The organism is Pseudomonas sp. SMN11 (genome assembly GCF_052041945.1).
GTDB lineage: Bacteria > Pseudomonadota > Gammaproteobacteria > Pseudomonadales > Pseudomonadaceae > Aquipseudomonas.
The window spans coordinates 24392-48182 of the sequence record NZ_JBKGGW010000045.1 but is presented as its reverse complement, the minus strand read 5'-3'; the positions used below and the strand labels follow the sequence as shown (position 1 = coordinate 48182).

The window sequence follows — 23791 nt, the reverse complement described above, 5'->3', positions numbered from 1 at the left end:
GTTCTTGCAGAAAAATCCGATAAGACCAATAAAAGGAAGTAACCGTGGCCGCTGAAATCCAAGACAGCCGCTCCGCCCGCTTTGCCCTGCGCTGTTCCAACTGGGCTGAACGCTGGTTCCCCGACTCCTGGGTATTCGCCGCTCTGGCCGTGCTACTGGTGTGCACTGGCGCCCTGGCCATGGGCGCCAAGCCGACCGACACCGCCAAGGCCTTCGGCGATGGCTTCTGGAGCCTGATCCCGTTCACCATGCAGATGGCCTTCGTGGTTATCGGCGGCTACGTGGTGGCCAGCTCGCCACCCGCCGCCCGCCTGATCGACCGTCTGGCGCGCATCCCGAAAAATGGCCGCTCGGCAGTGTGCTGGGTCGCGCTGATCTCGATGCTGGCCTCGCTGCTCAACTGGGGCCTGTCGCTGGTGTTCGGCGGCCTGCTGGTGCGGGCCCTGGCTCGTCGTACCGAACTGAAGATGGACTACCGCGCTGCCGGTGCCGCCGCCTACCTGGGGCTGGGGGCTGTCTGGGCGCTGGGCCTGTCGTCCTCGGCCGCGCAGTTGCAGGCCAACCCGGCCAGCCTGCCGCCATCGATCCTGTCGATCACCGGCGTGATCCCGTTCACCGAGACCATTTTCCTCTGGCAGTCCGGCGTGATGCTGGCGGCCCTGGTGATTGTCTCGCTGGTGATCGCCTACGCCACGGCCCCCGGCCCGAACAGTGCGCGCAGCGCCGAAGACTGTGGCGTCGACCCAAGCTTCACTGCACCGCCGGCAGCCAAGCGTACCCGCCCGGGCGAATGGCTGGAGCACAGCCCAATCCTGATCCTGATGCTGGTGGCCCTGGCCGGCGGCTGGCTGTACCAGGAGTTCGCCACCAAACCGGCGATCACCGCGATTTCCGGGCTGAACACCTACAACCTGCTGTTCATCATGCTCGGGGCCTTGCTCCACTGGCGCCCGCGCAGCTTCCTCGATGCCGTGGCGCGCGCCGTGCCGACCACCACCGGAGTGCTGATCCAGTTCCCGCTGTATGGCTCGATTGCTGCGATCCTCACCCAGGTCAAAGGTGTGGACGAGCAGACCCTGGCCCATCACATCTCGCTGTTCTTCACCCAGATCGCCACCCACGATACCTACGCGCTGTTGATGGGGGTGTACTCGGCAGTGCTGGGCTTCTTCATCCCGTCGGGCGGTGGCAAGTGGATCATCGAAGCACCGTACGTGATGCTGGTGGCCAACGACCTGAAGTACCACCTGGGCTGGGCGGTGCAGATCTACAATGCCGCCGAGGCGCTACCGAACCTGATCAACCCGTTCTACATGCTGCCGTTGCTGGGCGTGCTGGGGCTCAAGGCGCGTGATCTGATCGGCTTCTCGTTCGTGCAGTTGCTGGTGCATGTGCCGTTGGTATTGGTGCTGCTGTGGGCACTGGGGACAACCTTGCAGTACGTGCCGCCAGTGATGCCTTGAAATAGTGGGTAAACCGGCTTCTTCGTGGGCGTGCCCGCGAACAAGCCGGTTCAGGTTTTCAGTCAGCCAGCTTTGCCAACAATGCCGCCAACGCCGCTCGACCCGGCTCGTCCAGCCCGAAGACTGGCTTGCGTGGCTCACCCACCGGCAATCCGGTCATTGCCAACCCCGCCTTGATGGTCGCCGGCAACCCGCCTTTGAGAATGAAGTCCAACAGCGGCAGCTGCCGGTAGAACAGCGCCCTGGCCTGCGCCAGCTCTCCATTCAGCACGGCCTGATACAAGCTTTGGTTAAGTGCTGGAATCAGGTTAGGCGCTGCCGTGCACCAACCTTTGGCGCCAGCCACGAAGGCCTCCAGCGCCAGTGGATTGCAGCCGTTGTAGAACGGCACCTGGCCTTCACCCAGCAACTGCAGCTTGTGCATGCGCTGGATGTCGCCAGTGCTCTCCTTGACCATGGTCACGTTGGCCACCGCGCGGACGATGCGCAGGATCAGCTCCACCGACATGTCGGTGCCGCTGGTGGCCGGGTTGTTGTAGAGCATGATCGGGATATCGATGGCCTCACCAATCGCCCGGTAGTGCTGGAGGATCTCGGCTTCGCTGAGCTTCCAGTAGGCGGCCGGCAGTACCATCACCGCGTCGGCGCCCTGGGCCTGGGCAAAGCGGGCGCGGCGCACGGCGCCGGCGGTGGTCAGGTCGGACACGCTGACGATGCTGGGCACCCGTTTGCCGATCTGGGCGAGGCTGTACTCGGCCACCTGCTGCCATTCGCTGTCGCTGAGGTATGCACCTTCGCCGGTGCTTCCCAGTGGCGCGATGGCCTGTACGCCGCCGTCGATCAGGCGTTCGATGGACTGGCCCAGCGCAGGCAGGTCGAGCTGTTCGCCGCTAGCGCTGAAGGGGGTGATGGTGTAGCCGATGATGCCGTGGATTTCAGTGGTCATTTTAAAAGGCTCCGCAAGCAAGGCATTCAGGGATCAGTTCAGGCAGTCGGTGTGGGTGCGCAGGCACTGCCGGGCAAAGTAGTTGAAGGCAGCGGCATGGCGCTTGGGCCGGTCGATCCAGTCGTGGGCTTCGCGGCCCAGTGCCGGGGCGATGGGCTTGAGGGTACCGGCTGACATCGCCAGCAGTTGCAGGCGTGCGGCGCGTTCGATCAGCTGGGCATACACACAGGCCTGCTCGATGCTGGTGCCGGTGGACAGCTGGCCATGGTGCGAGAGCAGGATGGCGCGCTTGTCCCCCAGCGCGGTGCTGATGATTTCGCCTTCCTCGTTGCCCACCGGCACGCCAGGCCAGGCTTCGAGGAAGGCGCAGTCGTCGTAGAGCGGGCACAGGTCCATGTGCGAAATCTGCAGCGGGACTTCCAGCATCGACAGCGCGGCGACGTGGGTCGGGTGGGTGTGGATGATGCAGTTCACGTCCGGGCGGGCGCGGTACACCCAGCTGTGGAAGCGATTGGCCGGGTTGGGCATGCCCTGGCCTTCGAGCACTTCGAGGTCCTCGTTGACCAGCAGCAGGTTGCTGGCGCTGATTTCATCGAAACCCAGTCCCAGCTGCTGGGTGTAGAAGGTGCCAGGTTGCGGGCCGCGGGCACTGATCTGCCCGGCCAGACCGGAGTCGTGGCCATGCTCGAACAGAATTCGGCAGGTCAGGGCCAGCTTTTCTCGCACAGTCCACGTATTATCGGCAAGCGAGCCTTGCATCTGCGTCAGCGCCTGCTGGACCAGTTGGTCCTTGCTGTGTGTCAGGGTCTTGGCCATGGGGGTTTCCTCTGTGGCGTGATGAGCGATGTCAGCGCTGGCCTGTTCCAAAGCTTTGGTCGGTCGAGGAACGGGTCAGTTCGTGACACAAATAATCCTATATGACACAAAGTGTCATGGACAAGCCTGTGGTTCCGGGAAAAGCGCGTCGCATGCCTAACCGATTGAAATTATTGAGAAAAAAACTTGGGGTCACGCTTGAGACGCTGGCCGAAAAATCCGGCATGACCAAGAGCTACCTGTCCAAAGTGGAGCGTGGCCTGAACACGCCGTCGATCGCTGCGGCGCTCAGGCTGGCACGGGCATTGAACGTCAATGTCGAAGAGCTGTTCGCCGAGGAGCAGGCCGGGCAGAGCCGCTACAGCCTGGTACGCCAGGGCGAACGCCAGGCGCTGGTGGGCGATGGCCATGGGCCGGGCTATGCGGCGTTGACCCGCCAGTTCGGGCAACACAGCTTGTTGCCGTTCCTGATCCAGCCGCCGACCGAGTTCAGCGACCCGACCTTCAAGGAGCATGAGGGGGAGGAGTTTCTGTTCGTCCACGCAGGCCAGGTGGAGGTCGATTTCATGAATGAACGGGTGTTGCTGGAGCAGGGCGATGCGCTGCACTTCAATGCCCAGGCACCGCACCGCCTGCGCTCGGTCGGCGAGCAGCCGGCGCAGCTGCTGGTCGTCGTGCAGCACAGCAGCGAATGAGGGCAGGGCGATGATCGAAGTGTCGCGGTTCTGGCGGGACCCGGCATTGCCCTTCGTCGAAGCCCGGCGCGTGGGGGATGGGCGCAAGGTCTGTTATGCCGCCCATTCCCATGAGAGTTTTTCCATCGGCGTGATCACCAGTGGTTGCAGTACCTACCTGAGCGGTGCCAGTCAGGTCGAGGTAATGGCCGGTACCACGGTGTTGATGAACCCAGGAGTGGTGCACACCTGCAACCCGATCGCCGGCCAGCACTGGTCGTACCTGATGCTGTTTGTCGACCTACCGTGGCTGCAGACTCGGGGCTTCGAATTGCCAGCACAGACAGTTAGTACTTCGCCGGCTTTGTACAGCCGCTTGCTGCAGCTGTTTGCCGACCTGTTCGACAACGAGTTGGACGACCGTGAGAATCGCCTTGCGGGTTTTTTCGGCGATCTCCCAGGCTATTTACAGCCATTGGCAGATCAGTTGCGAGTGGACCATCCGCAACTTGACGCGGCAGCGGCATTCATCCGGGCCCATCGCACAGACCCGCTGAGCCTTGAGGATGTCTGCGCGGCCTGTGGCCTGTCACGCTCTTATCTGATCCGAGCCTTCCGCCAGCGCTTCGGCCTGACGCCACACGGTTACCTGCTGGATCAAAGGGTGCAGCAGGCACGGGCGCTGCTGCGCAAGGGAAGGGCAATTGCCGAGGTGGCGCAGGAGGCGGGGTTCGCCGATCAGGCGCACCTTCAGCGGGCGTTCAAGCAGCACCTGGCGGCGACGCCTGGGCATTACCGCACCGGTGGCCTCAAATAATCAGAAAGATCGCACTTCCCACCAGTAATACGGCCAGCGCCCGATTGAGCAATTGCAAGTAACGCGGCTTGCGCAGATACTGACGGATCACACTCCCGGCCCAGGCCCAACAGGCCACCGAAACGAAACAGATCGGCCCGTAAATCCAGGTGAACAACCAAAGCAGTTGCTGTTCGCCTCCGGTATAGGCACCCACACCCGCCACCGCCGCCATCCAGGCCTTGGGGTTCAGCCATTGCATCGCCGCGCCCTGCCAGGCCGAAGGTGCACGCTGCTGATCAGAGCCTCCCAGCTGGCCATCGTCGCTGGCCAGCTTCCAGGCCATGTACAGCAGAAACGCCACGCCTCCCCAATGCAGCGCCACACCCAGCAACGGCCAGCGCAACAGCAGTTCGTGCAAGCCCAGGCCAACCAGCACCAGCAGCAGGCAGAAGCCCAGCGTCGCCCCCGTCACATGCCACAGGCTCGCCCGCAGGCCATGACGGGCACCGCTGCCGAGGGCGACGACATTGACCGGCCCGGGAGAGATCGAAGCGGCGAGGGCGAATGCGGCCATGGAAAGGGACAGGCTCATGTTCCGTAACTCCGTGTGTTGGACGATGCCGCCATCCTGCGGCTTTACCCGGCTTGGGTATTGAAGAATAGTCCCCTGCGACGCGGCTACAGCTTTTGTAATAGTTTCGCGCTATCAGAAAAACCTGCTGTGCTTGTAGGATCGTCTTCCCTATTTTCAATCAAGGTCTATATGAGCACCTTCGCGGAGCCCCCCAGTCCCCGGCCTTCCCGGCCATCCCCCCTTCGTCCTCGTGACGCTTCCTTCGTGAGTACCCGCTAATGGAATGGCTAGCCGATCCCACGGCCTGGCTGGGCCTATTGACGCTTATCGTCCTCGAGCTGGTGCTCGGTATCGACAACCTGGTGTTCATCGCCATTCTCGCCGACAAGCTGCCGCCGCATCAGCGCGACCGCGCGCGGGTCATCGGCCTGAGCCTGGCGCTGATCATGCGCCTGGGCTTGCTGGCCAGTATCTCGTGGATGGTCACCCTGACCGCGCCGCTATTCGAGGTGTTTGGCAAGAGCTTCTCCGGCCGTGACCTGATCATGCTGTTCGGTGGTGTGTTCCTGCTGTTCAAGGCCACCATGGAGTTGCACGAGCGCCTGGAAGGGCATGTCACCCAGGCGACGGGCGCCGTGCGTCATGCCTTGTTCTGGCCAATCGTGGCGCAGATTGTCGTGCTTGACGCGGTGTTCTCGCTGGACGCCGTGATCACGGCCGTAGGCATGGTCGAAGAATTGTCGGTGATGATGATCGCGGTGATCTTCTCGATCGGCATCATGATCGTCGCCAGCAAGCCGCTGACCCGCTTCGTCAACGCCCACCCGACGGTGATCATGCTGTGCCTGGGCTTCCTGATGATGATCGGTTTCAGCCTGACCGCCGAAGGCCTTGGCTTCCATATCCCGAAAGGCTACCTGTACGCGGCCATCGGCTTCTCGATCCTGATCGAGCTGTTCAACCAGCTGGCCCGTGCCCGCCGCAAGCGCAGCCTGCAGCAGCACCGGCCGTTGCGTGAACGTACCGCGCATGCCGTGCTGCGCCTGCTGGGTGGCCGCCGGGTCGAGGCTGACGAGGTGGGCGAAGAAATCGCCGACCTGGTTGAAGGTGGCGAAGAGCAGGTCCTGTTCGACCGCCGCGAGCGGGTGATGATCAGTGGCGTGCTGAACCTGGCCGAGCGGCCGATTCGCACGGTGATGACCGCGCGAGCCGAAGTCGACGTGATCGACCTGGCGCAACCCGCGCACGCCATCACCGAAGCGCTGGCCAACTCGCCATACTCGCGCCTACCGCTGATTCGCAACGGCCATATCGAGGAACCGTTGGGCTTCGTGCACAAGAAGGAGTTGCTCAAGGAACTCCTGACCGGCAGCCAGCCGGACCTTGAGCGTATGGTTCGGGCACCGTTGAACCTGCTGGAAAGCTTCAGCATCCTCAACGCCCTGGAGCAGATGCGCAGCCAGTCGACGCACATTGCCTTCGTGATCAACGAGTTCGGTGATTTCACCGGTTTGCTGACCATGACCGACATCCTCGAGTCGATCGCCGGTGAGCTGCCGGATGCCAGCGAGGTTGGAGGCCCGGCGATCATCGAGGCAGGTGGCAGTTTTGTCGTCAATGGTGCCCTGAACCTGAGCCAGGTCCAGGCGCGTACAGGCTTCAGCGCCCGCGCCACCGAGGACTACCAGACCCTGGCGGGCCTGGTGATGAGCTTGCTGGACCGCCTGCCGGTGGTGGGTGACCAGCTGGACTGGAACGGCTGGCGCATGACCGTGGTGGCGGTGGAGGAGCGCCGGGTGCGCCAGGTGCGCCTTACACCGAGCGCCGACGCTGACGCAACAGGTGCTTGAAGCCTTCGAGCACCAGCACCAGCACTGCGGCCCAGATCGGCAGGTAGGTCAGCCACTGATCCGGGCCGATGGTTTCGCCCAGCAGCAGGGCGACCCCCACCAGCAACACCGGCTCGACGTAGCTGAGCAGGCCGAACAGGCTGAAAGGCAACAGGCGGCTGGCCAGTACGTAGGCGATCAGTGCACAGGCGCTGATCGCCCCCAGCAGCGGGATCAGCCCGTAGAGGCCCGGGTGCTGATGCAAGTCGGCCGTCGACAACGGCCCCTGGGTGACGAAATAAACAGCCCAAGGCAACAACAGGCACATGTCGCACCACAGGCCACCGAGGTGATCGGTGCGGCAGCGTCGCCGCAACACGAAGTAGATCGGGTAGCCGATCGTCACCAGCAAGGTTTCCCAGGCGAAGCTGCCATTCTGGTAAAGCTCGTGCCCGACGCCCAGCGCGGCGCAGCTGACCGCCACTTTCTGCAGGCGTGACAGGCGCTCGCCATACACCAGGCGCCCGGTCAGTACCATGGCCAGCGGCAGCAGGAAATAGCCCATCGACACTTCCAGGCTGCGCCCGTGCAGCGGCGCCCAGAGGAACAGCCACAGCTGCACCCCCATCAACCACGACGTACCGACCATGCCCAGCAGCAGGATCGGCGTCTGGCGCACGCGGGCGAGCAATTCGCCGACGCGTTTCCAGTCCTTGCTGACCAGCATGAACAGGGTGAGGCAGGGCAGGGTGAGCAAGGTGCGCCAGCCAAAGATCTCTTCGCCATCGAGTGGCGACAGCAAGGAGGTATAGAAATACATCACAGCGAACAGACAGGACGCCATGACCGACGAAATAATGCCTTTTGACACGAATGCCTCGGATAGGGGAGTGAGCAGGTGGATCAGCCGCGCATGATCTCAGGGGGCGCGCCCTGCGGCAACCGCGCGACGCCGGGTTGTGCGGCGAGTGCCTTGAGGAAGTCGCTTGCAGGCATCGGCCGGCCAAACAGATAACCTTGCTGAAAGTCCACCCCGCTTCGCGCCAGGTAATCACGCTGGACCTCGGTTTCCACCCCTTCGGCAACGATACCCAAGCCCAGCTTGGCCGACAGCTCGATGATGCTGTCGAGAATGTGCTGGGACAAGGCGTCGCCACCGATCATGGCCACGAAGCTCTGGTCGATCTTCAGGTAATCGACCTTGAACTGGCGCAGGTAGTTGAGGCTGGATTGGCCGGTACCAAAATCATCCAGGGCGATCATCACCCCCATGTCATGCAGCTTGGCGAACAGATCGAGGGCTACCGGGGTGGCTTCTATCAGCTTGCGCTCGGTCAATTCCAGGGTCAGCCGTACCCGCCCAGGGGGGAAATGCTGGAGGAAGGTCTGGCAGTCGTCGAGCAGGCTCAGGTCGCGGCAGTGGTCGGCTGTAATGTTGATCCCGATGTGGAAGCCGTCTTCCAATAGCGCGGTGTAGGGTGCCAGGTTCTGCGCGGTGTGCAGCATCAGGGCCCGGGTCATGGCGACGATCTGGCCACTGTGTTCGGCGTAGGGGATGAATAGGTCCGGGCGTACCAGGCCTTCTCTGGGATGGTTCCAGCGCATCAGCACTTCAGCCCCTGCCCAGCGGTAGTCACCCTTGCGCACCACCGGCTGGAAATACGGCAGGAACTCGTCTGCCTCCAGGGCCCGCTGCAATTCGGCCCGCGGCGAGCTGGCCCGGCGAATCTGCCAGCGGCAGGCGCCGCCGGCCACCACGCCGAGGACTAGCAGCAGGCTGAGCAGGGCAGGGTAGTGGCTTCGCACCAGCTCGCCTTGCTTGCCGGCCTCGTAGCCACCATGCACGCTGAACGGGTAGCGGGTCGAGCCCAGGGTCACATCGGCGGCGGCGGCGGCCGGTGGGACACCGTCATGCACCGCGCCGTCCTTGCCCATCCAGGCGTTGCCGACGCGGATCTGCAGCGCTTCCTCCGGGCCTATCAGGCGTAATGCGGTGAGCAGGTGATCGCCATCCACGGTAGTGATCGCACCGCGATCGCCATCGCTGGCCCGGTACACCAGCAGGGCATGGCCAGGCGTTACCGAGTTGCCATTCATCAGCCACAGCCGGCCATCGGTGTAGTCATGGGCGTCCACGGGCTCGTCGAAGTCGCCGAACAGCGAACTGCAATACAGGTTGTGCTGCTGGACCAGGTTGGTCGAACGGACGAAGGCATTGCGCGTGACCTGGCTGCGCAACGTCAGCTGAGCGTCGGCGCAGGGGCTGCCAGCCAGCGGCAGCAGCACCTGCGCGGCATTGGCGAGGTTGTCTAGAATATGATCGACATGCTCGACCACTTGGCGCGCAGTCGCCTGGCTGGCGGCGCGCAGTTCGCGCTCGATCTGCCAGTTCATCACCGCCAGGCCGCAGGCAAGCGGCACTACGCCGACGATCCAGGGCAGGAGCGTGCGCCAGCTCCAGCGAGCGGGGCGTTTGACCGAGAGGGGCATGCTGGGGTGATCTTCCTGATGACTGACGTGCTGAGGATAGCCGTTTGTCGGCGCCGGTGGCGAACTAATGCGCGACAAAGCCATTTACGCAATGTAGAATCGATTTACGAATACAACAATAAGGTCCTTCGTTGCCGAGGGATCAACCCCCGCCGAGAATGGGTCCATATGACATACCATGGGTTCAAGCTGATCATTGGTGACTTCCTCGCCCGTAGCGTGCGCGGTATCCCGTGCTCTCCACCATTGCCGTTCCACATCCTACGCATTCATTAATTTTCGCTGCAGATGAGGGTACGAACATGGCTGACATCTTTGACAATCCAATGGGCCTGATGGGCTTCGAATTCATCGAACTGGCCTCGCCGACGCCGGGCGTGCTGGAACCGGTATTCCAGATACTCGGTTTCACCAAGGTGGCCACCCACCGCTCCAAGGACGTGCACCTGTATCGCCAGGGCGGCATCAACCTGATCCTCAACAACGAACCGAAGAGCATCGCCTCCTACTTCGCGGCTGAACATGGCCCGTCGGTGTGCGGCATGGCGTTCCGCGTGCGCAATGCCCACGAAGCTTATGCCCGGGCCCTGGAACTGGGCGCCCAGCCAGTCGAGATCGAAACCGGCCCGATGGAGCTGCGCCTGCCAGCCATCAAGGGTATCGGTGGGGCACCGCTCTACCTGATCGACCGTTTCGAAGAAGGCAGCTCGATCTACGACATCGACTTCAATTTCATCGAAGGCGTCGATCGTAACCCGCAAGGCGCAGGCTTGAAGATCATCGATCACCTGACCCACAACGTCTATCGCGGGCGCATGGCTTACTGGGCGGGTTTCTACGAGAAGCTGTTCAACTTCCGCGAGATTCGCTACTTCGACATCAAGGGCGAGTATACCGGCCTGACCTCCAAGGCCATGACCGCACCTGACGGCATGATCCGCATTCCGCTCAATGAAGAGTCGTCCAAGGGCGCCGGGCAGATCGAAGAGTTCCTGATGCAATTCAACGGCGAGGGCATCCAGCATGTGGCCTTCCTCACCGACGACCTGCTCAAGACCTGGGATGCACTCAAAGGCTTTGGCATGCGCTTCATGACCGCACCGCCGCAGACCTATTACGAAATGCTCGAAGAACGCCTGCCAGGCCATGGCGAGCCGGTCGACCAGTTGCAGGCCCGCGGCATCCTGTTGGATGGCGCTTCCGAGCCGGGCGACAAGCGTCTGCTGCTGCAGATATTCTCGGAAACGCTGCTCGGCCCGGTCTTCTTCGAATTCATCCAGCGTAAAGGGGATGACGGCTTCGGTGAAGGCAACTTCAAGGCGCTGTTCGAGTCCATCGAGCGTGATCAGGTCCGCCGTGGCGTGCTCAATGCCGAATGAGTGAAGCGCAGCGCCGTCAGTTTTCCTTGCTGGCGGCGCTGCGAACACGCTGGTTACGTTGCCTGAACAAACCCCAGTAAGTGATCGAGCCAGTAAATATTCCGACCAGCGCCAGCGACGGGAAAAGTTGTTTTATCGTCTGGCGCGTTTCTCGTGCCGAAAAGCCTTCTGCATAACCCGCCTTGACGGTATAGCCATACTTGGCTGAGATACCCTCTGTGAAAAACTCCTTTTGCGATGGACGAGCGGGGTCGCGACTGTCGCCGTCGGCCCAGATGTATACATCTGCGAATTCGAGTAACAGGGTCAGCCCCGTTTGAAAGGCACGAAGTTCATTGCGCAGCAACATGCCATAGGAGGTGGCAATGACCCCCAGATTCTTTTCTTGAAGCTGATAGGTAAGCAGAACGGCATTGGGCATTGCAGGCGGGTCCAGCATCAGACGAAATTGCAATCGTTGATCTGGGACCATCTGATCCGGTGTGAAAGGCGTTTTCAAGGTGTTGCAATAAGTACGCCCGTCAACGGTCAATGCCAGTGAGCGCAGGTGTGGTGCTTCGGAAACCTGATCGAGCAATTGCGCCTGGGCACTCTCGCAGGGAGCCCCTGCCAACCTCATGGCAGCGGACGCCGAAGCGTGTATTCGATCCAGGGCCAGGTCCACTGAATAGATAGCTTCTTTGACAGAGATGCGTGCGATCTCTTCATGCTTCTTGTCTTGCTGATAAAAAATGATCATCAGCCCGCTGCCGACCGGTAGCAAACTGATTGCCAATGTCAGCAAGAGTTGTAGAAAACTTTGCCCTGCAAACTTAGTTCTTGACATGAGTGTTCAGCCCCCTTTACCGAGCTGACCGAGGTGGGCAGCCCAGTGGAGAGCCTATGAATCAATTACTGCGCCTGCTGTAATCCAAAGCCATGCATCTTTTGCGAAGTACCCTGCTAAGTTGTAGGACCTATTTCGGCTTGAGTTCAGCAATGACCTTCTCCGCCAGCAGGCCTGTCGAGGCGGGGTTCTGCCCTGTGATCAAGCGGCGGTCGCATTGCACAAATGGCTTCCACGGGTCTTCGTCCTTGCTGTAAATGCCGCCCCGGGCAACCAGTTCGTTTTCGGTAAGAAAAGGCACCACCTTGTCCAGCTCCACCAGTTTTTCTTCGGTATTGGAAAAGCCGGTAACCTGCCGGTCCTTGAGCAGCAGGCTGTTGTCGCTGAGCTTGATATTCAACAGGCCAACCACGCCGTGACAGACAGCGGCAACAATGCCGTTGTTTTCGTAGATCTTGCGTGCCAGTTCCTGCAGCGACGGGTTGTCCGGGAAGTCGTACATCACGCCGTGCCCACCTGTGTAGTATATGGCGCAGTAATCACTTGCCTTGACCTTGCCTGGGCTTGAGGATGCGCCCAGACGGTTCATGAACGACTTGTCGTCGTACCATTGCCAGTCCAGCTCCGGGGCCATCTGCAAGCTGTGTGGGTCGATAGGTACATAGCCGCCATTCGGGCTCACGTAATCGACTTCATAGCCGGCTTTCTGCACGGCCTCGACGAAATGCACAGCTTCCCCCAGCCACAGGCCGGTGGCCCGGTTCAGGGTCGGGTATTTGGCCGTGTTGGTCAGTACTACCAGAATCTTCTTGCTCATCACCACGCTCCCTGGTCTGTCGTTGAAGGGCAAAGCGTTCCTTGGCGCGGGGAAAACCTATTGAGCATAGCTCCCGTTTGCCAAGGCGCCATTTCGCTAATGGCTCTATGCTATTGCTCGATGCCTGCGCGGTGCGTCTAATGTGAAGCGATCCACCATGCACCTATTGCAGCGGCAAAGCGTCGGGCAGATGATGCGCAATCCGAGTCTTCACCCAAGCAATGGTGGAATCAAGACAGTGTTCGTAAAAGGCACACCGCGCAAACCTTCGGCGCAAGGCATGGAACTCGCCACTCGGTCGTCAACGGCAGTGGGTATGGTTGAGCAGGTCACGCGGTTCGACTGGCGTCACAGCGCGCTCGGGCCGCTCCCGCATTGGCAGGCGCCTTTGCGCATCGCTGTCGACATGATGGTGCTTTCCCCGTTTCCCTGCGCGGTGGTCTGGGGCGCCCAGATGACCGTGATTCACAACGATGCCTACGCGAAGTTGCTTGAATGTGACGGCCACGCCTTGGGGCAAGCATTCGACAGACTGTGGGCAAAGTCCTGGAAAGACATTGCCCCCTGGGTGTTCAAAGTGCTTGAAGGTGGCTCGAACCTCGTCGAAGACCAGCCGCTAAGGCTAACGAACAAGCATACGGGTAGCCAAGCCCGCTACGCCTTCAGCTACACACCGTTACGCGATGAACAGCATGAGGTGGTGGGATTCCTGCACACGGTGATCGAAACCAACGCCAGCGTCGATGCACATGATGAGTGGCGCGAGCAGGCGCTCGCGTTCGAGCGGGAGATCGAGCGCATCATGGCCGATCGTGATCACATCTGGCAGCTTTCTCGTGATGCCATGATCGTCGTGACCCGCGACCTCCGGCTGCAAGCGGTCAATCCGACCTGGTTGCGCATCCTGGGCTGGACTGAAGAAGAGGTAAGCGGTAAACCGATTCTGGAGCTGGTCCACCCTGCCGACAGGGCCGAATTGGAGATTGCGGTCATGGAGTTCGTTAGCGACCGTGGGCGCGAGCAGCTGGAAACACGCTTGCGTCACAAGGACGGGCACTACCGCTTTTTCCGCTGGACGGCGAGTTTCGATGGCACGCTGCTGACGGCCGTAGGGCGAGACATTTCTCAGGATCATGAAGATGCCTTGCGACAGTCCAATAGCCATTTATGGGCAACCCAGCGCCTGGAATCGGTTAGCCATATGGCAGGAGGCATGGCCCACGAGATGAACAACCTGCTGTCGGGTATTGGCGGCAGCCTGGAGCTCTTGCAGCGGCGTATGGACCAAGGGCGCCTGGAGCACATCGAACGTTATGTGACGCTAGCCACTGACTCAGTGCAGCGCGCCATGACGCTCACTCACCGCCTCCTGGCATTCTCCCGCCATCAGCCGCTGTCACCCAAACCACTGGACATCAATCGTCAGCTGACCTCCATGGAACCGCTATTGCGCCAGGTGCTGGGGGCTGAAATGCGGGTGGACTGGGAACTTGACGTTGAACCCTGGACCATCTGCCTGGATGTTGCACAGCTGGAGAATGCCTTGGTGAACCTGTTTGCCAACGCACGTGAGGCCAGCCTAGAGCGTGGCGTGGTGACAGTGCGCACAGTCAACAAGCGCCTGGAGGCACCGTTCCCCGATGAGCGAGGCTTGGCGCCGGGTGACTATGTCGCCGTGTACGTCACGGACGATGGCCATGGTATGCCCGAAGTGGACATGGCCCGGGCGTTTGAACCTTTCTTCACCACCAAGCCCATGGGGCATGGCGCCGGGATGGGGCTGCCGATGGTGTATGGCTTCGTCGGCCAGTCGGGTGGCCACGCCTGGCTCGAGTCAGCACCTGATCACGGTCTCAAGGTCTGTATGTTGTTCCCGCGTTGCCTTGAACACATAGCGCAAGCTCCCCCGCAGCCGGTACCTGCTGTCAATCGGGCAAGTGGTCAACGCGTGCTGCTGGTCGATGACGAGGAAAACCTGCGTTTGGTGATGAAGGAGTACCTGCAGGAGCGTGGTTTCGACGTGTGCGATACAAGGGATGCGAACTCGGCTCTCGAGCGCTTCCGTTACCACGGCCCTTTCGACCTGGTGATCACCGACATCGGCCTGCCGGGTGGTTTCAGTGGGCGGCAGGTCGCCAGGGCGATGCGAATGTTCAAGCCGGATCAGAAGATTCTGTTCATTACCGGGTTCAACGACCAACCGCTGGACCCGCAGCTGTCCGAGACCCCAGGCACGGCGTTGATGCTGAAGCCTTTCGCCTTGGCCAGCCTGATGAACCAGGCCCTGCTGATGCTGGGCGATTGAGTGGGCTCAGGGACTGCCCAACATGTCGGCAACCTGGGCCTGCAACTGCTTGAGCTCGAACGGCTTGCAGATCAGCTGCATGCCCGGCGCGAGAAACCCTTCGCGCGCCATCGCTGTTTCGGCGTAGCCGGTGATGAACAGCACCGGCAGTTGCGGGCGGAGCGTGCGGGCGATCTCGGCCAGTTGCCGGCCATTCATGCCCGGCAGGCCAACGTCACTGATCAGCAGGTCGATCACCTGCGCTGAACGCAGCAACAGCAAGGCTTCGCTGGCGTTGCTGACACTGCGGCAGGGGTAACCCTCGTCTTGCAACGACTGGCAGAGCAGGTCACGGACATGGGGATCATCCTCGACCACCAGTACATTCCGGCTTTTACCGGCAAACGATGGGCGTGCTTTTCTTGCCTGGAGTTGTTGCGCATCGAGGTGGCGAGGCAGGTAAAGGTCCACCCGGGTGCCGTGGCCGACCTCGCTGAACAGCGCCACATGGCCGTGGGATTGCTTGCTGAAGCCGTAGACCATCGATAGGCCAAGGCCAATTCCCTGGCCCACCGGCTTGGTACTGAAGAAAGGCTCGAAGGCATGCTCCAGGGTGCTCTGTGACATGCCTTGGCCTTCATCGATGATGCGCAGACAGGCATATTCACCGGTATCCAGCCAAATACCGGCGAGCTGTTGCGTGCCTACCTTCTGGTTGCTGGCTTCTATACGCAACAAGCCCCCGTTAGGCATGGCCTCGCAGGCGTTGATAAGCAGGTTTTTCACCGCCTCTAGCAATTGCTGGTCGTCCGCCTGCACAGCCCAGAGGTCCGCGGGCAGGTCCAGTTGCAGGTTTACCCCTTGGCCAATGACTGCTTCAAGGCGCTGCGGTTGCAGGAGCGCAAGCAGGTCGACGCGCTGACTGTGCAGCGACTGCCTGGACGAAAACGCCAGCAGGCGATGGGTGAGCATCGCAGCCCGTGACGCGGCCTCCTGGCCCATGCGCAGAATCCCATGAAGGCCGTCAGTGCGCCCGTGCTTCAGGCGCCGGTCAATCAGCTCGAAACTGCCGCCTATGCTGGTCAGCAGGTTATTGAAGTCATGCGCCACACCGCCGGCCAGCTGGCCGATCGCTTCCATCTTGCGGGTTTGTTGCAAGGCGTGGTCGATGACGTGTTGTTCCTCGCTACGTGCATCCAAGCGCTGTTGCAGGTCGAGCATATGGTCGCGCGCCACGTACTGGCGGCGCCGGTTGCGCAACGCTGTCTGGGTCAGATGCAGCAAGCTCCCATCCTCGAACGGTAGGGCAAGCAGGGTCAGATTGCCCAAAGCAAGATTGGCGTTGCAAGGGCTGGCCGCAGGCGTGCGAGTCAACAGCAGTATGGGCAGGTCCGACCAGGCCGGCTGTTGATCGATGTAGCTTTTCAACAGGTCGGCTGCTTCGACGTCAAGGGCCTGCTCGGCGATGATTGCCAAAGCTGCACCTTCGATCAGGCAGGCCTGCAGCCTGGCGATATCTTGCGCGCGCAAACAGTCGACACCGGCTGCCGCCAACAACTTCGAAGCATTGTGGGCAAGTTGGTCCGGGGCCAGGATCACAGCACGTTCGTCCATCGACAACGAACTGGCCAAAGCGATTCTCCTGAACGGTCGACAAGGTCCTTGCCGCCTTCTATGGTCCGATACCCACTGGACCACAGGGATTCGCCCAGGGTTCAACGCATTTTACAGCCCTTGTTGCAGGAAGGGATCGTCCGGGTTCTGCCGCTCCAGTTCAGCCAGCAGCACCTGAACGTTCTGCAACTGGCCGGTTTCCTTCCAGTACTGGATCAGCAGCACCCGCGCCCGGCGATTGGCCGGCTGGCGGCTGAGCAAGGTTTCCAGCTGCTTCTGCGCGGCGTCGGACTGATCCAGCTCGTGCAGGGTCACTGCGAGTGTGTAGCGATAGTCGGCATTCTCCGGCTCCAGCTCCACCGCGCGCGACAAGGCAAGAAGGGCGTATTCGCGCTGATCATGGCGGATCAGCCACAGTCCAAGCTCGTATTGCAGAAACGCCGAGTCCGGGCGCAGAGCCAGGGCCTTGGCCAGCACCTCGCGGGATTGGTCATGGTGGCCTTGGCGTTCCAGCAAACGCACCTGGGTGGCCAGGGCGTCGAGGCCATCGGGGGCCACGGCCAGGCTGCGCTGCAGGGCTGTGGCCGCCTGGTCGTAATCATTTTCGTGCAAGTACAGGCGCGCCAGGTGCACCTGGGCCTCGGCGTCGTCGGGTTGTTTTTCCAGGGCCTGCTGGTATTGCTCCAGCGCGGTCTGCAACGGGCCGAAATACAGACCGATGGCATCCGGGTCGAGGCCGAGCAAAGCGTCCACGGCGGCAAAGCGCACGCTCTGCTCGTCATCGTCCAGCAGCGGCCCCAGCACCAGGCTGCGCTGAGAGGGTGGCAGTAGCTTGCGGACGCTGGCAATGGCTGCGCGGCGCACCAGTGGATCGTCGTTTTCCAGGTCCAGGCGGGCCAGCTTCAGTGCCTGCGGCGATGGGTAGTTGGGCAATTCGGCATACAGTGCGGCGCGGCGGATCGGTGTCAGGTCATCACGCTGCAGTTGTTGGTACAGCACCCGGGCGGCACCTGGCAAACCGTCATGTGCCTGGCGCAGCGCCTTGCCGTAGCTGTGGGGTGGCAGCACCGGTGGCGCGGGCTTGTCGTCCCGGCGCAGGAAAACGATGGCGAGCGTCACCAGGATCAGCAGCAGTACGGCGATCAGGTAGCGGTGGCGTCTGGGCATCGGGCGCTGCGGTCCATGGCGGTGGGAAGGCAGAGCTTGGGGCAGAATGCCCTGGGCTGCAAGCCGCAGGGGCGCCAAGGGGCCATAAAAAAGCCCCGCAGACCAAGGTCGGCGGGGCAAACGGTTGGGGGAGGAACCAACCAAAGGAGTCGTTGAAACAGGGCGGATCAGCGAGCGCTGGCGACGGTCTCCGGCTGCCAGCCACCGCCGAGTGCCTTGTAGATCGAGACAATGCCGCGGTACAGCTCGACCTCGCCCTGGGCCTGGGCGTCTTCGGCGCTCAGGCGTTCGCGTTCGGCATCGAGTAGCACCAGGTAGTCCACCGTGCCTTCGCGGTAACGCACCGAGGCCAGGTCGGCCGCCTTGCGGCTGGCCTCGCTCTGGCGCATCAGCGACAACAGCCGCTGTTGGGTCTTGTCGTAGTCGCTGAAGGCGTTGGCCGACTCTTCCAGGGCCAGCAGCACCTGCTGTTCATAGTTGGCCAGGGCGCCGTCGGCATCAGCCTTGGCACCGCGCAGGCGAGCCCGCACGCTACCCAGGTCGAAAGCGGCCCAGGTGATGCTCGGCCCCAGCGCCCAGGCATTGGCGGCAGAGGAGCCGATCTGCGAGCCACGGGCCGCGGTAAAGCCGAGGAAGCCGCTGAGGCTCACCCGTGGAAACAGGTCGGCGGTGGCCACGCCGACATTGGCGGTGGCCGCGGCCAGCTGGCGCTCGGCGCTGCGGATATCCGGGCGACGGCGCAGCAGCTCGCCCGGGTCGCCCACCGGCAAGGCCTTGGCGATGGCCGGCAAGGCCTTGGGCGACAGGTCGACGCTCAGTGCGTCCGGGCGCTGGCCGAGCAGGGTGGCGATGCGGTGCCGCGCCCGGGCCTGTTCGGCTTGCAGCTGCGGCACCGTGGCCTCGACACCCGCCAGGCGGGCATCGGCACGGACGACGTCGAGGTCGTTGCCAACCCCGGCGTCGCGCAGCGTCACGGTGATGCTGCGTGATTCTTGCTGGGTCTTGAGGTTGGCCACGGCGATCTTCTCGCGCAGTTGCGCCCCGCGCAGCTGGCCATAAGCGTCGACCAGTTCGGCGATCAGGCTGACCTGCAGCTGTTGCAGGTCGGCCTGGGCCACCGCTTCCTGGGCCTCGCTGGCCTCGATCTGGCGCTGGATACGGCCGAACAGGTCAAGCTCCCAGGCCATGTCCAGGCCCAGATCGTAGCGCTCCTGATTGACCCGCTGGGTGGTCTGGCCGGGAACCTGGCCTTTACCGATCTCGCTGCTGGCGCGGCTGGTGACCACCGGCAACTGGTCGTTGGCGACGTCATCGTGGATCGCCCGGGCAGCCTTGAGCCGGGCGAAGGCCACGCGCAGGTCGCGGTTGCCGTCCAGCGATGCCTGCACCAGCTGGTTCAGCACCGGGTCGTCGAACTGCTTCCACCACACGCTTTCGAAGCGGCTGCGGTCGAAGGCCTTGGCCTGCACATCAGTGCTGTCGAATTGTGCGGGTTCGGTATCCGGGGTCTTGTAGTCCGGGCCGACCGCGCAGGCTGCCAGTGCCAGCGCCAGCAGGCTTGGGGTCAGTGGTTTGAGCAGGTTCATGCGTGGTTCTCCAGCACGGCTGCGTGCTCGGCCTTGCGGGCCTGGCGACGCTCGACGAAGCGACGGATCAGGAAGAAGAACACCGGGGTCAGGAACAGGCCGAACACGGTCACGCCGATCATCCCCGAGAACACCGCCACACCCATGGCGTGGCGCATTTCCGAGCCGGCACCGGAGCTGAACACCAGCGGTACCACGCCCATGATGAAGGCGATCGAGGTCATCAGGATCGGCCGCAGACGCAGGCGGCAGGCTTCCAGCACCGCAGCCAGCGGGTCGAGGCCCTTGGCCTGTTCATCCTTGGCGAACTCGACGATCAGGATGGCGTTCTTGCACGCCAGGCCCACCAGTACGATCAGGCCGATCTGGGTGAAGATGTTGTTGTCACCACCCGACACGATCACCCCGGTGATGGCCGACAGCAGGGTCATCGGCACGATCAGGATCACCGCCAGCGGCAGGCTCCAGCTTTCGTACTGGGCGGCCAGCACCAGGAAGGCCAGCAGCACGCACAGCGGGAAAACGAACAGCGCGGTGTTGCCCGAGAGGATCTGCTGATAGGTCAGGTCGGTCCACTCGAAGGTCATGCCGTTGGGCAGCTCTTGCTTGAGCAGCTTCTCGATCGCCGCCTCGGCCTGGCCGGAACTGTAGCCAGGGGCTGCAGCGCCGTTGATCTCGGCGGTGATGAAGCCGTTGTAGTGCATCACCCGGTCAGGCCCGGAGGTGTCGCTGACCTTGAGGAAGGTCGCCAGCGGGATCATCTCGCCGAGGTTGTTGCGCACCTTCAGCTGGCCGATCTGCTCGGCATCGAGGCGGAACTGCTGCTCGGCCTGGACGTTGACCTGGTAGGTGCGACCAAAGCGGTTGAAGTCGTTGGTGTACAGCGAGCCCAGGTAGACCTGCAGGGTGTCGAAGATGTCGGTGATTGCCACGCCGTGGGTCTTGGCCTTTTCCCGGTCGATGGCGGCATCGACCTGCGGCACGTTGACCTGGTAGCTGGTGAACAGGCCCGCCAGTTCCGGCACGTTATGGCTCTTGGCGATGATGTTCTGGGTTTCCTTGTACAGCGCTTCGTAGCCCAGGTTGCCGCGGTCCTCGATCTGCAGGCGGAAGCCGCCGATGGTGCCCAGGCCTTGCACGGGCGGTGGCGGGAAGATCGCGATGTAGGCGTCCTGGATGTCAGCGAACTTGGCGTTCAGCGCGGCCGCGATGGCCGCGGCCGACTGGCTCGGGTCCTTGCGCTCGTCGAAAGGCTTGAGCGGGGTGAACACGATGCCGCTGTTCGGGCTGTTGGTGAAGCCGTTGATCGACAGGCCCGGGAAGGCCACCGAATCGGCCACGCCCGGCTGCTCCAGGGCGATTTCGCTCATGCGCTTGATCACCGCCTCAGTGCGGTCGAGGCTGGCGGCGTCAGGCAACTGGGCGAAGGCCACCAGGTACTGCTTGTCCTGGGCCGGCACGAAGCCGGTCGGGGTGGACGAGAAGCCCAGGTAGGTCAGGCCCATCAGCCCGGCATAGAGGAACAGGGCGATGCCACTGGAGCGGATGACCCGGCGCACGCCGCCGACATAGCTGTGGCTGGCACGGTCGAAGAAGCGGTTGAACGGGGCGAACAGCCAGCTGCCCAACAGGCGCTCGAGGAACCGCGAGAAGCGGTCTTTCGGCGCGTGGTGGTCCTTCAGCAGCACGGCAGCTAGTGCCGGCGACAGGGTCAGCGAGTTGAATGCCGAGATCACCGTGGAAATGGCGATGGTCAGCGCGAACTGCTTGTAGAACTGCCCGGTAAGGCCGGAAATGAATGCGGCAGGTACGAACACCGCGCACAGTACCAGCGCCGTGGCGATGATCGGCCCGGTCACTTCACTCATGGCTTTTTGTGTGGCTTCAAGCGGTTTCAGGCCCAGCCCGATGTTGCGCTCGACGTTCTCCACCACGACGATGGCGTCGTCCACCACGATACCGATGGCCAACACCAGACCGAACAACGACAAGGCGTTGAGCGAGAAGCCGAACAGGTGCATCACCGCGAAGGTACCGATCAGCGAGACCGGTACGGCCATCAATGGGATGATCGAGGCGCGCCAGGTCTGCAGGAACAGGATCACTACCAGCACGACGAGGATCAGCGCTTCGAACAGCGTGTGCACCACCGCTTCGATGGAGCCGCGGACGAACACGGTCGGGTCATAGACGATGCTGTAGTCCATGCCTTCCGGGAAGTCCTTCTTCAGCTCGGCCATCTTCGCCCGCACTTCGTCGGAAATCTCGATGGCGTTGGAGCCCGGGCGCTGGAAGATCGGGATGGCCACGGCCGGCTGATTGTTCAGCAGCGAACGCAGGGCGTACTGGCTGGAACCGAGCTCGACCCGGGCGATGTCTTTCAGGCGCGTGATCTCGCCATCGGCACCTGCACGGATGATGATGTTCTCGAATTCTTCCTCGTTGACCAGGCGGCCCTGAGTGTTGATCGACAGCTGGAAGCTGGTCGAACCGGGGGCGGGCGGGGCGCCCAGCTGACCGGCGGCGACCTGGCGGTTCTGCTCACGGATCGCGGCCACCACGTCGCTGGCGGTCAGGTTGCGCGACGCGGTCTTGTTCGGGTCGAGCCACACGCGCAGCGAGTAGTCGCCCATGCCGAACAGCTGCACGTCACCGACGCCGCCCAGGCGCGCCAGCTCATCCTTGATGTTGAGGATGGCGTAGTTGGACAGGTAGAGCATGTCGTAGCGGTTGTCCGGCGAGGTCAGGTGCACGACCATGGTCAGGTCGGGCGAAGCCTTGTCGACGGTGATGCCGATCCGGGTCACTTCCTCCGGCAGCTTGGGCTGGGTACGGGTGACGCGGTTCTGCACCTGCACCTGGGCGTTGTCCAGGTCGGTGCCCAGGGCAAAGGTGATGGTCAGGGTCAGCTTGCCGTCGGCGGTGGACTGCGAGGACATGTACAGCATGTTCTCGACACCGGTGATGGCCTGCTCCAGCGGCGCGGCGACGGTTTCACCGATCACCTTGGGGTTGGCACCGGGGAAGTTGGCGCGTACCACCACGGTGGGCGGTACCACTTCGGGATATTCGCTGATCGGCAGCTGGAACAGCGAGATCGAACCCGCGATCAGCAGCACCAGCGACAGCACCGCGGCGAAGATCGGCCGGGTAATGAAGAATTTCGAAAAGTTCATCGGTGTGATCCCTTAACCGCGTGGCGCCTGGGCGCTGGCGACTTTTTCGGTGGAGCCCGCTACTTTCTGCGCCGAGTTGCTGGCTTCGAGGGCCTGGCGCTGTTGGGCGAGGGCGGCGAGGGTCTGTTCACTGGCCATCGGCGTTTCTTCCGGGGTCACCGGCGACCCAGGGCGCACGCGCTGCAGGCCCTTGACCACGATGCGGTCGTCCTTGGCCAGGCCGCTGCGCACGATGCGCAGGCCTTCGAGCTTCGGCCCCAGTTCCACGGCGCGGTAGGCGGCCTTGTTGTCCTTGTCCATGACCAGCACGAACTTCTTGCCAAGGTCGGTGCCGACCGCTTCGTCGTTGATCAGCACAGCGTCGTACTGGGCGCTACCGACCAGCTTCAGGCGGGCATACAGGCCTGGGGTGAACTGGCCGTCACGGTTGTCGAACACGGCGCGACCGCGGATGGTGCCGGTGCGCGGGTTGACCTGGTTGTCGACGAAGTTCATCTGGCCCAGGTGCGGGTTGCCGGTTTCGTTGGTCAGGCCCAGGTACACCGGGGTGCTCTGGCCGCGCTGGCCTTCACGCGCCAGCTGGGTGTACTTGAGGTACACGCGCTCGTCGGCGTCGAAGTAGGCGTACACCTTGTCGGTGGACACCACGCTGGTCAGCGGCGTGACATCGGCGGTGACGATGTTGCCGGCGGTGAATTCGGCGCGGCTGACGCGGCCGCTGATCGGCGCGGTGACGCGGGTGAAGCTGAGGTTCAGGCGGGCCAGGTCGAGCTGGGCCTGGATCGCATCGACCCCGGCGCGGGCTTCGGCAGCGGCGCTGCTGCGCGACTCGGCAAGCTCGGCGGAAATGGCATTGCTGTCACGCAGGCGCTCGCCACGGCGGGCTTCGTTGGCACTGCGGATGGCGGTGGCCTTGGCCTGTTGCAGCTGTGCTTCAAGGCGGCGGACCTCTGCCTGGAACGGGCGCGGGTCGATCTGGAACAGCAGGTCGCCTTTCTTCACCTGGGCACCTTCGGTGAAGGCCACCAGGTCGATCTGGCCGGAGACCCGTGGGCGCACTTCCACGGTTTCCGGCGCTTCCAGGCGGCCGGTGAACTCGTCCCATTCGTTGATCGGCTGCTCGATGACCTTGGCGACGCTGACCTTGGGCGCGGCGGGAGCCTGCACGGCGTCGGGGGTGCGGCCACAAGCGCTGAGCACCACCACTGCCAGGGCAGCGAGGGGGAAGCGCAAGGGTTTGAGTGAGTGATCCATGGAGAACTCCGCCAATGTATTAGTAGTAGGCGGAGTGTGAGTGTCTTGCGCGTGGCGCACGAATCGAACGGAGCGAAAGCTATTATCACGCGCAATG

Annotated in this window: 18 protein-coding genes; 6 read left to right on the top strand and 12 right to left on the bottom strand. The window is 62.6% G+C overall.

The window, feature by feature from the left end; genetic code table 11:
- Positions 1-44 precede the first annotated feature (44 nt).
- Entirely contained in the window at positions 45-1463 is a 1419-nt protein-coding gene (locus ACLEJU_RS25970) for a short-chain fatty acid transporter (RefSeq protein WP_435425071.1), read from the top strand.
- Positions 1464-1521: 58 nt separating this feature from the next.
- Here the strand turns inward: ACLEJU_RS25970 and ACLEJU_RS25965 are convergent, their stop codons facing one another.
- Both ACLEJU_RS25965 and ACLEJU_RS25960 read right to left on the bottom strand, forming a co-directional pair.
- Complete coding sequence (locus ACLEJU_RS25965; RefSeq protein ID WP_435425070.1) at positions 1522-2409, bottom strand: dihydrodipicolinate synthase family protein; 888 nt, start codon at positions 2407-2409, stop codon at positions 1522-1524.
- Between the two features lie 33 nt (positions 2410-2442).
- Entirely contained in the window at positions 2443-3225 is a 783-nt protein-coding gene (locus ACLEJU_RS25960) for an aldolase (RefSeq protein ID WP_435425069.1), read from the bottom strand.
- A gap of 152 nt (positions 3226-3377) precedes the next feature.
- Between ACLEJU_RS25960 and ACLEJU_RS25955 the strand changes: the two genes are divergently transcribed.
- Together ACLEJU_RS25955 and ACLEJU_RS25950 are read left to right on the top strand one after the other, a co-directional pair.
- Positions 3378-3920: a helix-turn-helix domain-containing protein gene (locus ACLEJU_RS25955; RefSeq protein WP_435425068.1), complete on the top strand. Its 543-nt coding sequence runs from the start codon at positions 3378-3380 to the stop codon at positions 3918-3920.
- Positions 3921-3930: 10 nt separating this feature from the next.
- Entirely contained in the window at positions 3931-4716 is a 786-nt protein-coding gene (locus ACLEJU_RS25950; protein ID WP_435425067.1) for an AraC family transcriptional regulator, read from the top strand.
- On the opposite strand, the gene ACLEJU_RS25945 is transcribed toward ACLEJU_RS25950, so the two are convergent.
- A complete protein-coding gene (locus ACLEJU_RS25945) occupies positions 4709-5290 on the bottom strand; it encodes a LysE family translocator (protein ID WP_435425066.1) in 582 nt (193 codons plus the stop codon). The two genes, ACLEJU_RS25950 and ACLEJU_RS25945, sit on opposite strands and share 8 nt — an antisense overlap.
- Positions 5291-5550: 260 nt before the next feature.
- On the opposite strand from ACLEJU_RS25945, the gene ACLEJU_RS25940 reads away from it, so the two are divergent.
- Positions 5551-7122 carry a TerC family protein gene (locus ACLEJU_RS25940; RefSeq protein ID WP_435425065.1) on the top strand — a complete coding sequence of 524 codons (1572 nt, stop codon included), beginning with the start codon at positions 5551-5553 and terminating at the stop codon, positions 7120-7122.
- Here the strand turns inward: ACLEJU_RS25940 and rarD are convergent.
- Both rarD and ACLEJU_RS25930 read right to left on the bottom strand, forming a co-directional pair.
- Positions 7085-7972: an EamA family transporter RarD gene (gene rarD, locus ACLEJU_RS25935; protein WP_400719678.1), complete on the bottom strand. Its 888-nt coding sequence runs from the start codon at positions 7970-7972 to the stop codon at positions 7085-7087. The two genes, ACLEJU_RS25940 and rarD, sit on opposite strands and share 38 nt — an antisense overlap.
- Positions 7973-8004: 32 nt before the next feature.
- Complete coding sequence (locus ACLEJU_RS25930) at positions 8005-9591, bottom strand: EAL domain-containing protein (protein WP_435425064.1); 1587 nt, start codon at positions 9589-9591, stop codon at positions 8005-8007.
- A 302-nt stretch (positions 9592-9893) separates the two neighbouring features.
- Between ACLEJU_RS25930 and hppD the strand changes: the two genes are divergently transcribed.
- Entirely contained in the window at positions 9894-10970 is a 1077-nt protein-coding gene (hppD, locus tag ACLEJU_RS25925) for a 4-hydroxyphenylpyruvate dioxygenase (RefSeq protein ID WP_079227918.1), read from the top strand.
- Positions 10971-10986: 16 nt separating this feature from the next.
- Here hppD and ACLEJU_RS25920 read toward each other — a convergent pair whose 3' ends face one another.
- Together ACLEJU_RS25920 and ACLEJU_RS25915 are read right to left on the bottom strand one after the other, a co-directional pair.
- Positions 10987-11796, bottom strand: coding sequence for a CSS-motif domain-containing protein (locus ACLEJU_RS25920; protein WP_435425063.1), 810 nt, complete (start codon positions 11794-11796; stop codon positions 10987-10989).
- Positions 11797-11926: 130 nt separating this feature from the next.
- Positions 11927-12613: a type 1 glutamine amidotransferase domain-containing protein gene (locus ACLEJU_RS25915; RefSeq protein ID WP_435425062.1), complete on the bottom strand. Its 687-nt coding sequence runs from the start codon at positions 12611-12613 to the stop codon at positions 11927-11929.
- Between the two features lie 193 nt (positions 12614-12806).
- Here ACLEJU_RS25915 and ACLEJU_RS25910 point away from each other — a divergent pair, with 193 nt between their 5' ends.
- Positions 12807-14918 (top strand): PAS domain-containing protein, encoded by a 2112-nt coding sequence (locus tag ACLEJU_RS25910; protein WP_435425072.1) that lies wholly within the window; start codon positions 12807-12809, stop codon positions 14916-14918.
- 6 nt (positions 14919-14924) lie between these two features.
- Here ACLEJU_RS25910 and ACLEJU_RS25905 read toward each other — a convergent pair whose 3' ends face one another.
- From ACLEJU_RS25905 to mexE, 5 genes are all read right to left on the bottom strand, one after another.
- The gene (locus ACLEJU_RS25905) at positions 14925-16529 is read right to left on the bottom strand and encodes a response regulator (protein ID WP_435425061.1); all 1605 of its coding nucleotides are present in this window, start codon (positions 16527-16529) and stop codon (positions 14925-14927) included.
- A 93-nt stretch (positions 16530-16622) separates the two neighbouring features.
- Positions 16623-17678 (bottom strand): tetratricopeptide repeat protein, encoded by a 1056-nt coding sequence (locus ACLEJU_RS25900; RefSeq protein WP_435425060.1) that lies wholly within the window; start codon positions 17676-17678, stop codon positions 16623-16625.
- Between the two features lie 167 nt (positions 17679-17845).
- Positions 17846-19264, bottom strand: coding sequence for an efflux transporter outer membrane subunit (locus tag ACLEJU_RS25895; RefSeq protein ID WP_435425059.1), 1419 nt, complete (start codon positions 19262-19264; stop codon positions 17846-17848).
- Positions 19261-22440 carry an efflux RND transporter permease subunit gene (locus tag ACLEJU_RS25890; RefSeq protein WP_103447103.1) on the bottom strand — a complete coding sequence of 1060 codons (3180 nt, stop codon included), beginning with the start codon at positions 22438-22440 and terminating at the stop codon, positions 19261-19263. Before ACLEJU_RS25890 ends, ACLEJU_RS25895 begins: the two co-directional genes overlap by 4 nt.
- Positions 22441-22452: 12 nt before the next feature.
- Complete coding sequence (gene mexE / locus ACLEJU_RS25885; RefSeq protein WP_435425058.1) at positions 22453-23694, bottom strand: multidrug efflux RND transporter periplasmic adaptor subunit MexE; 1242 nt, start codon at positions 23692-23694, stop codon at positions 22453-22455.
- Between the last annotated feature and the right edge of the window lie 97 nt (positions 23695-23791).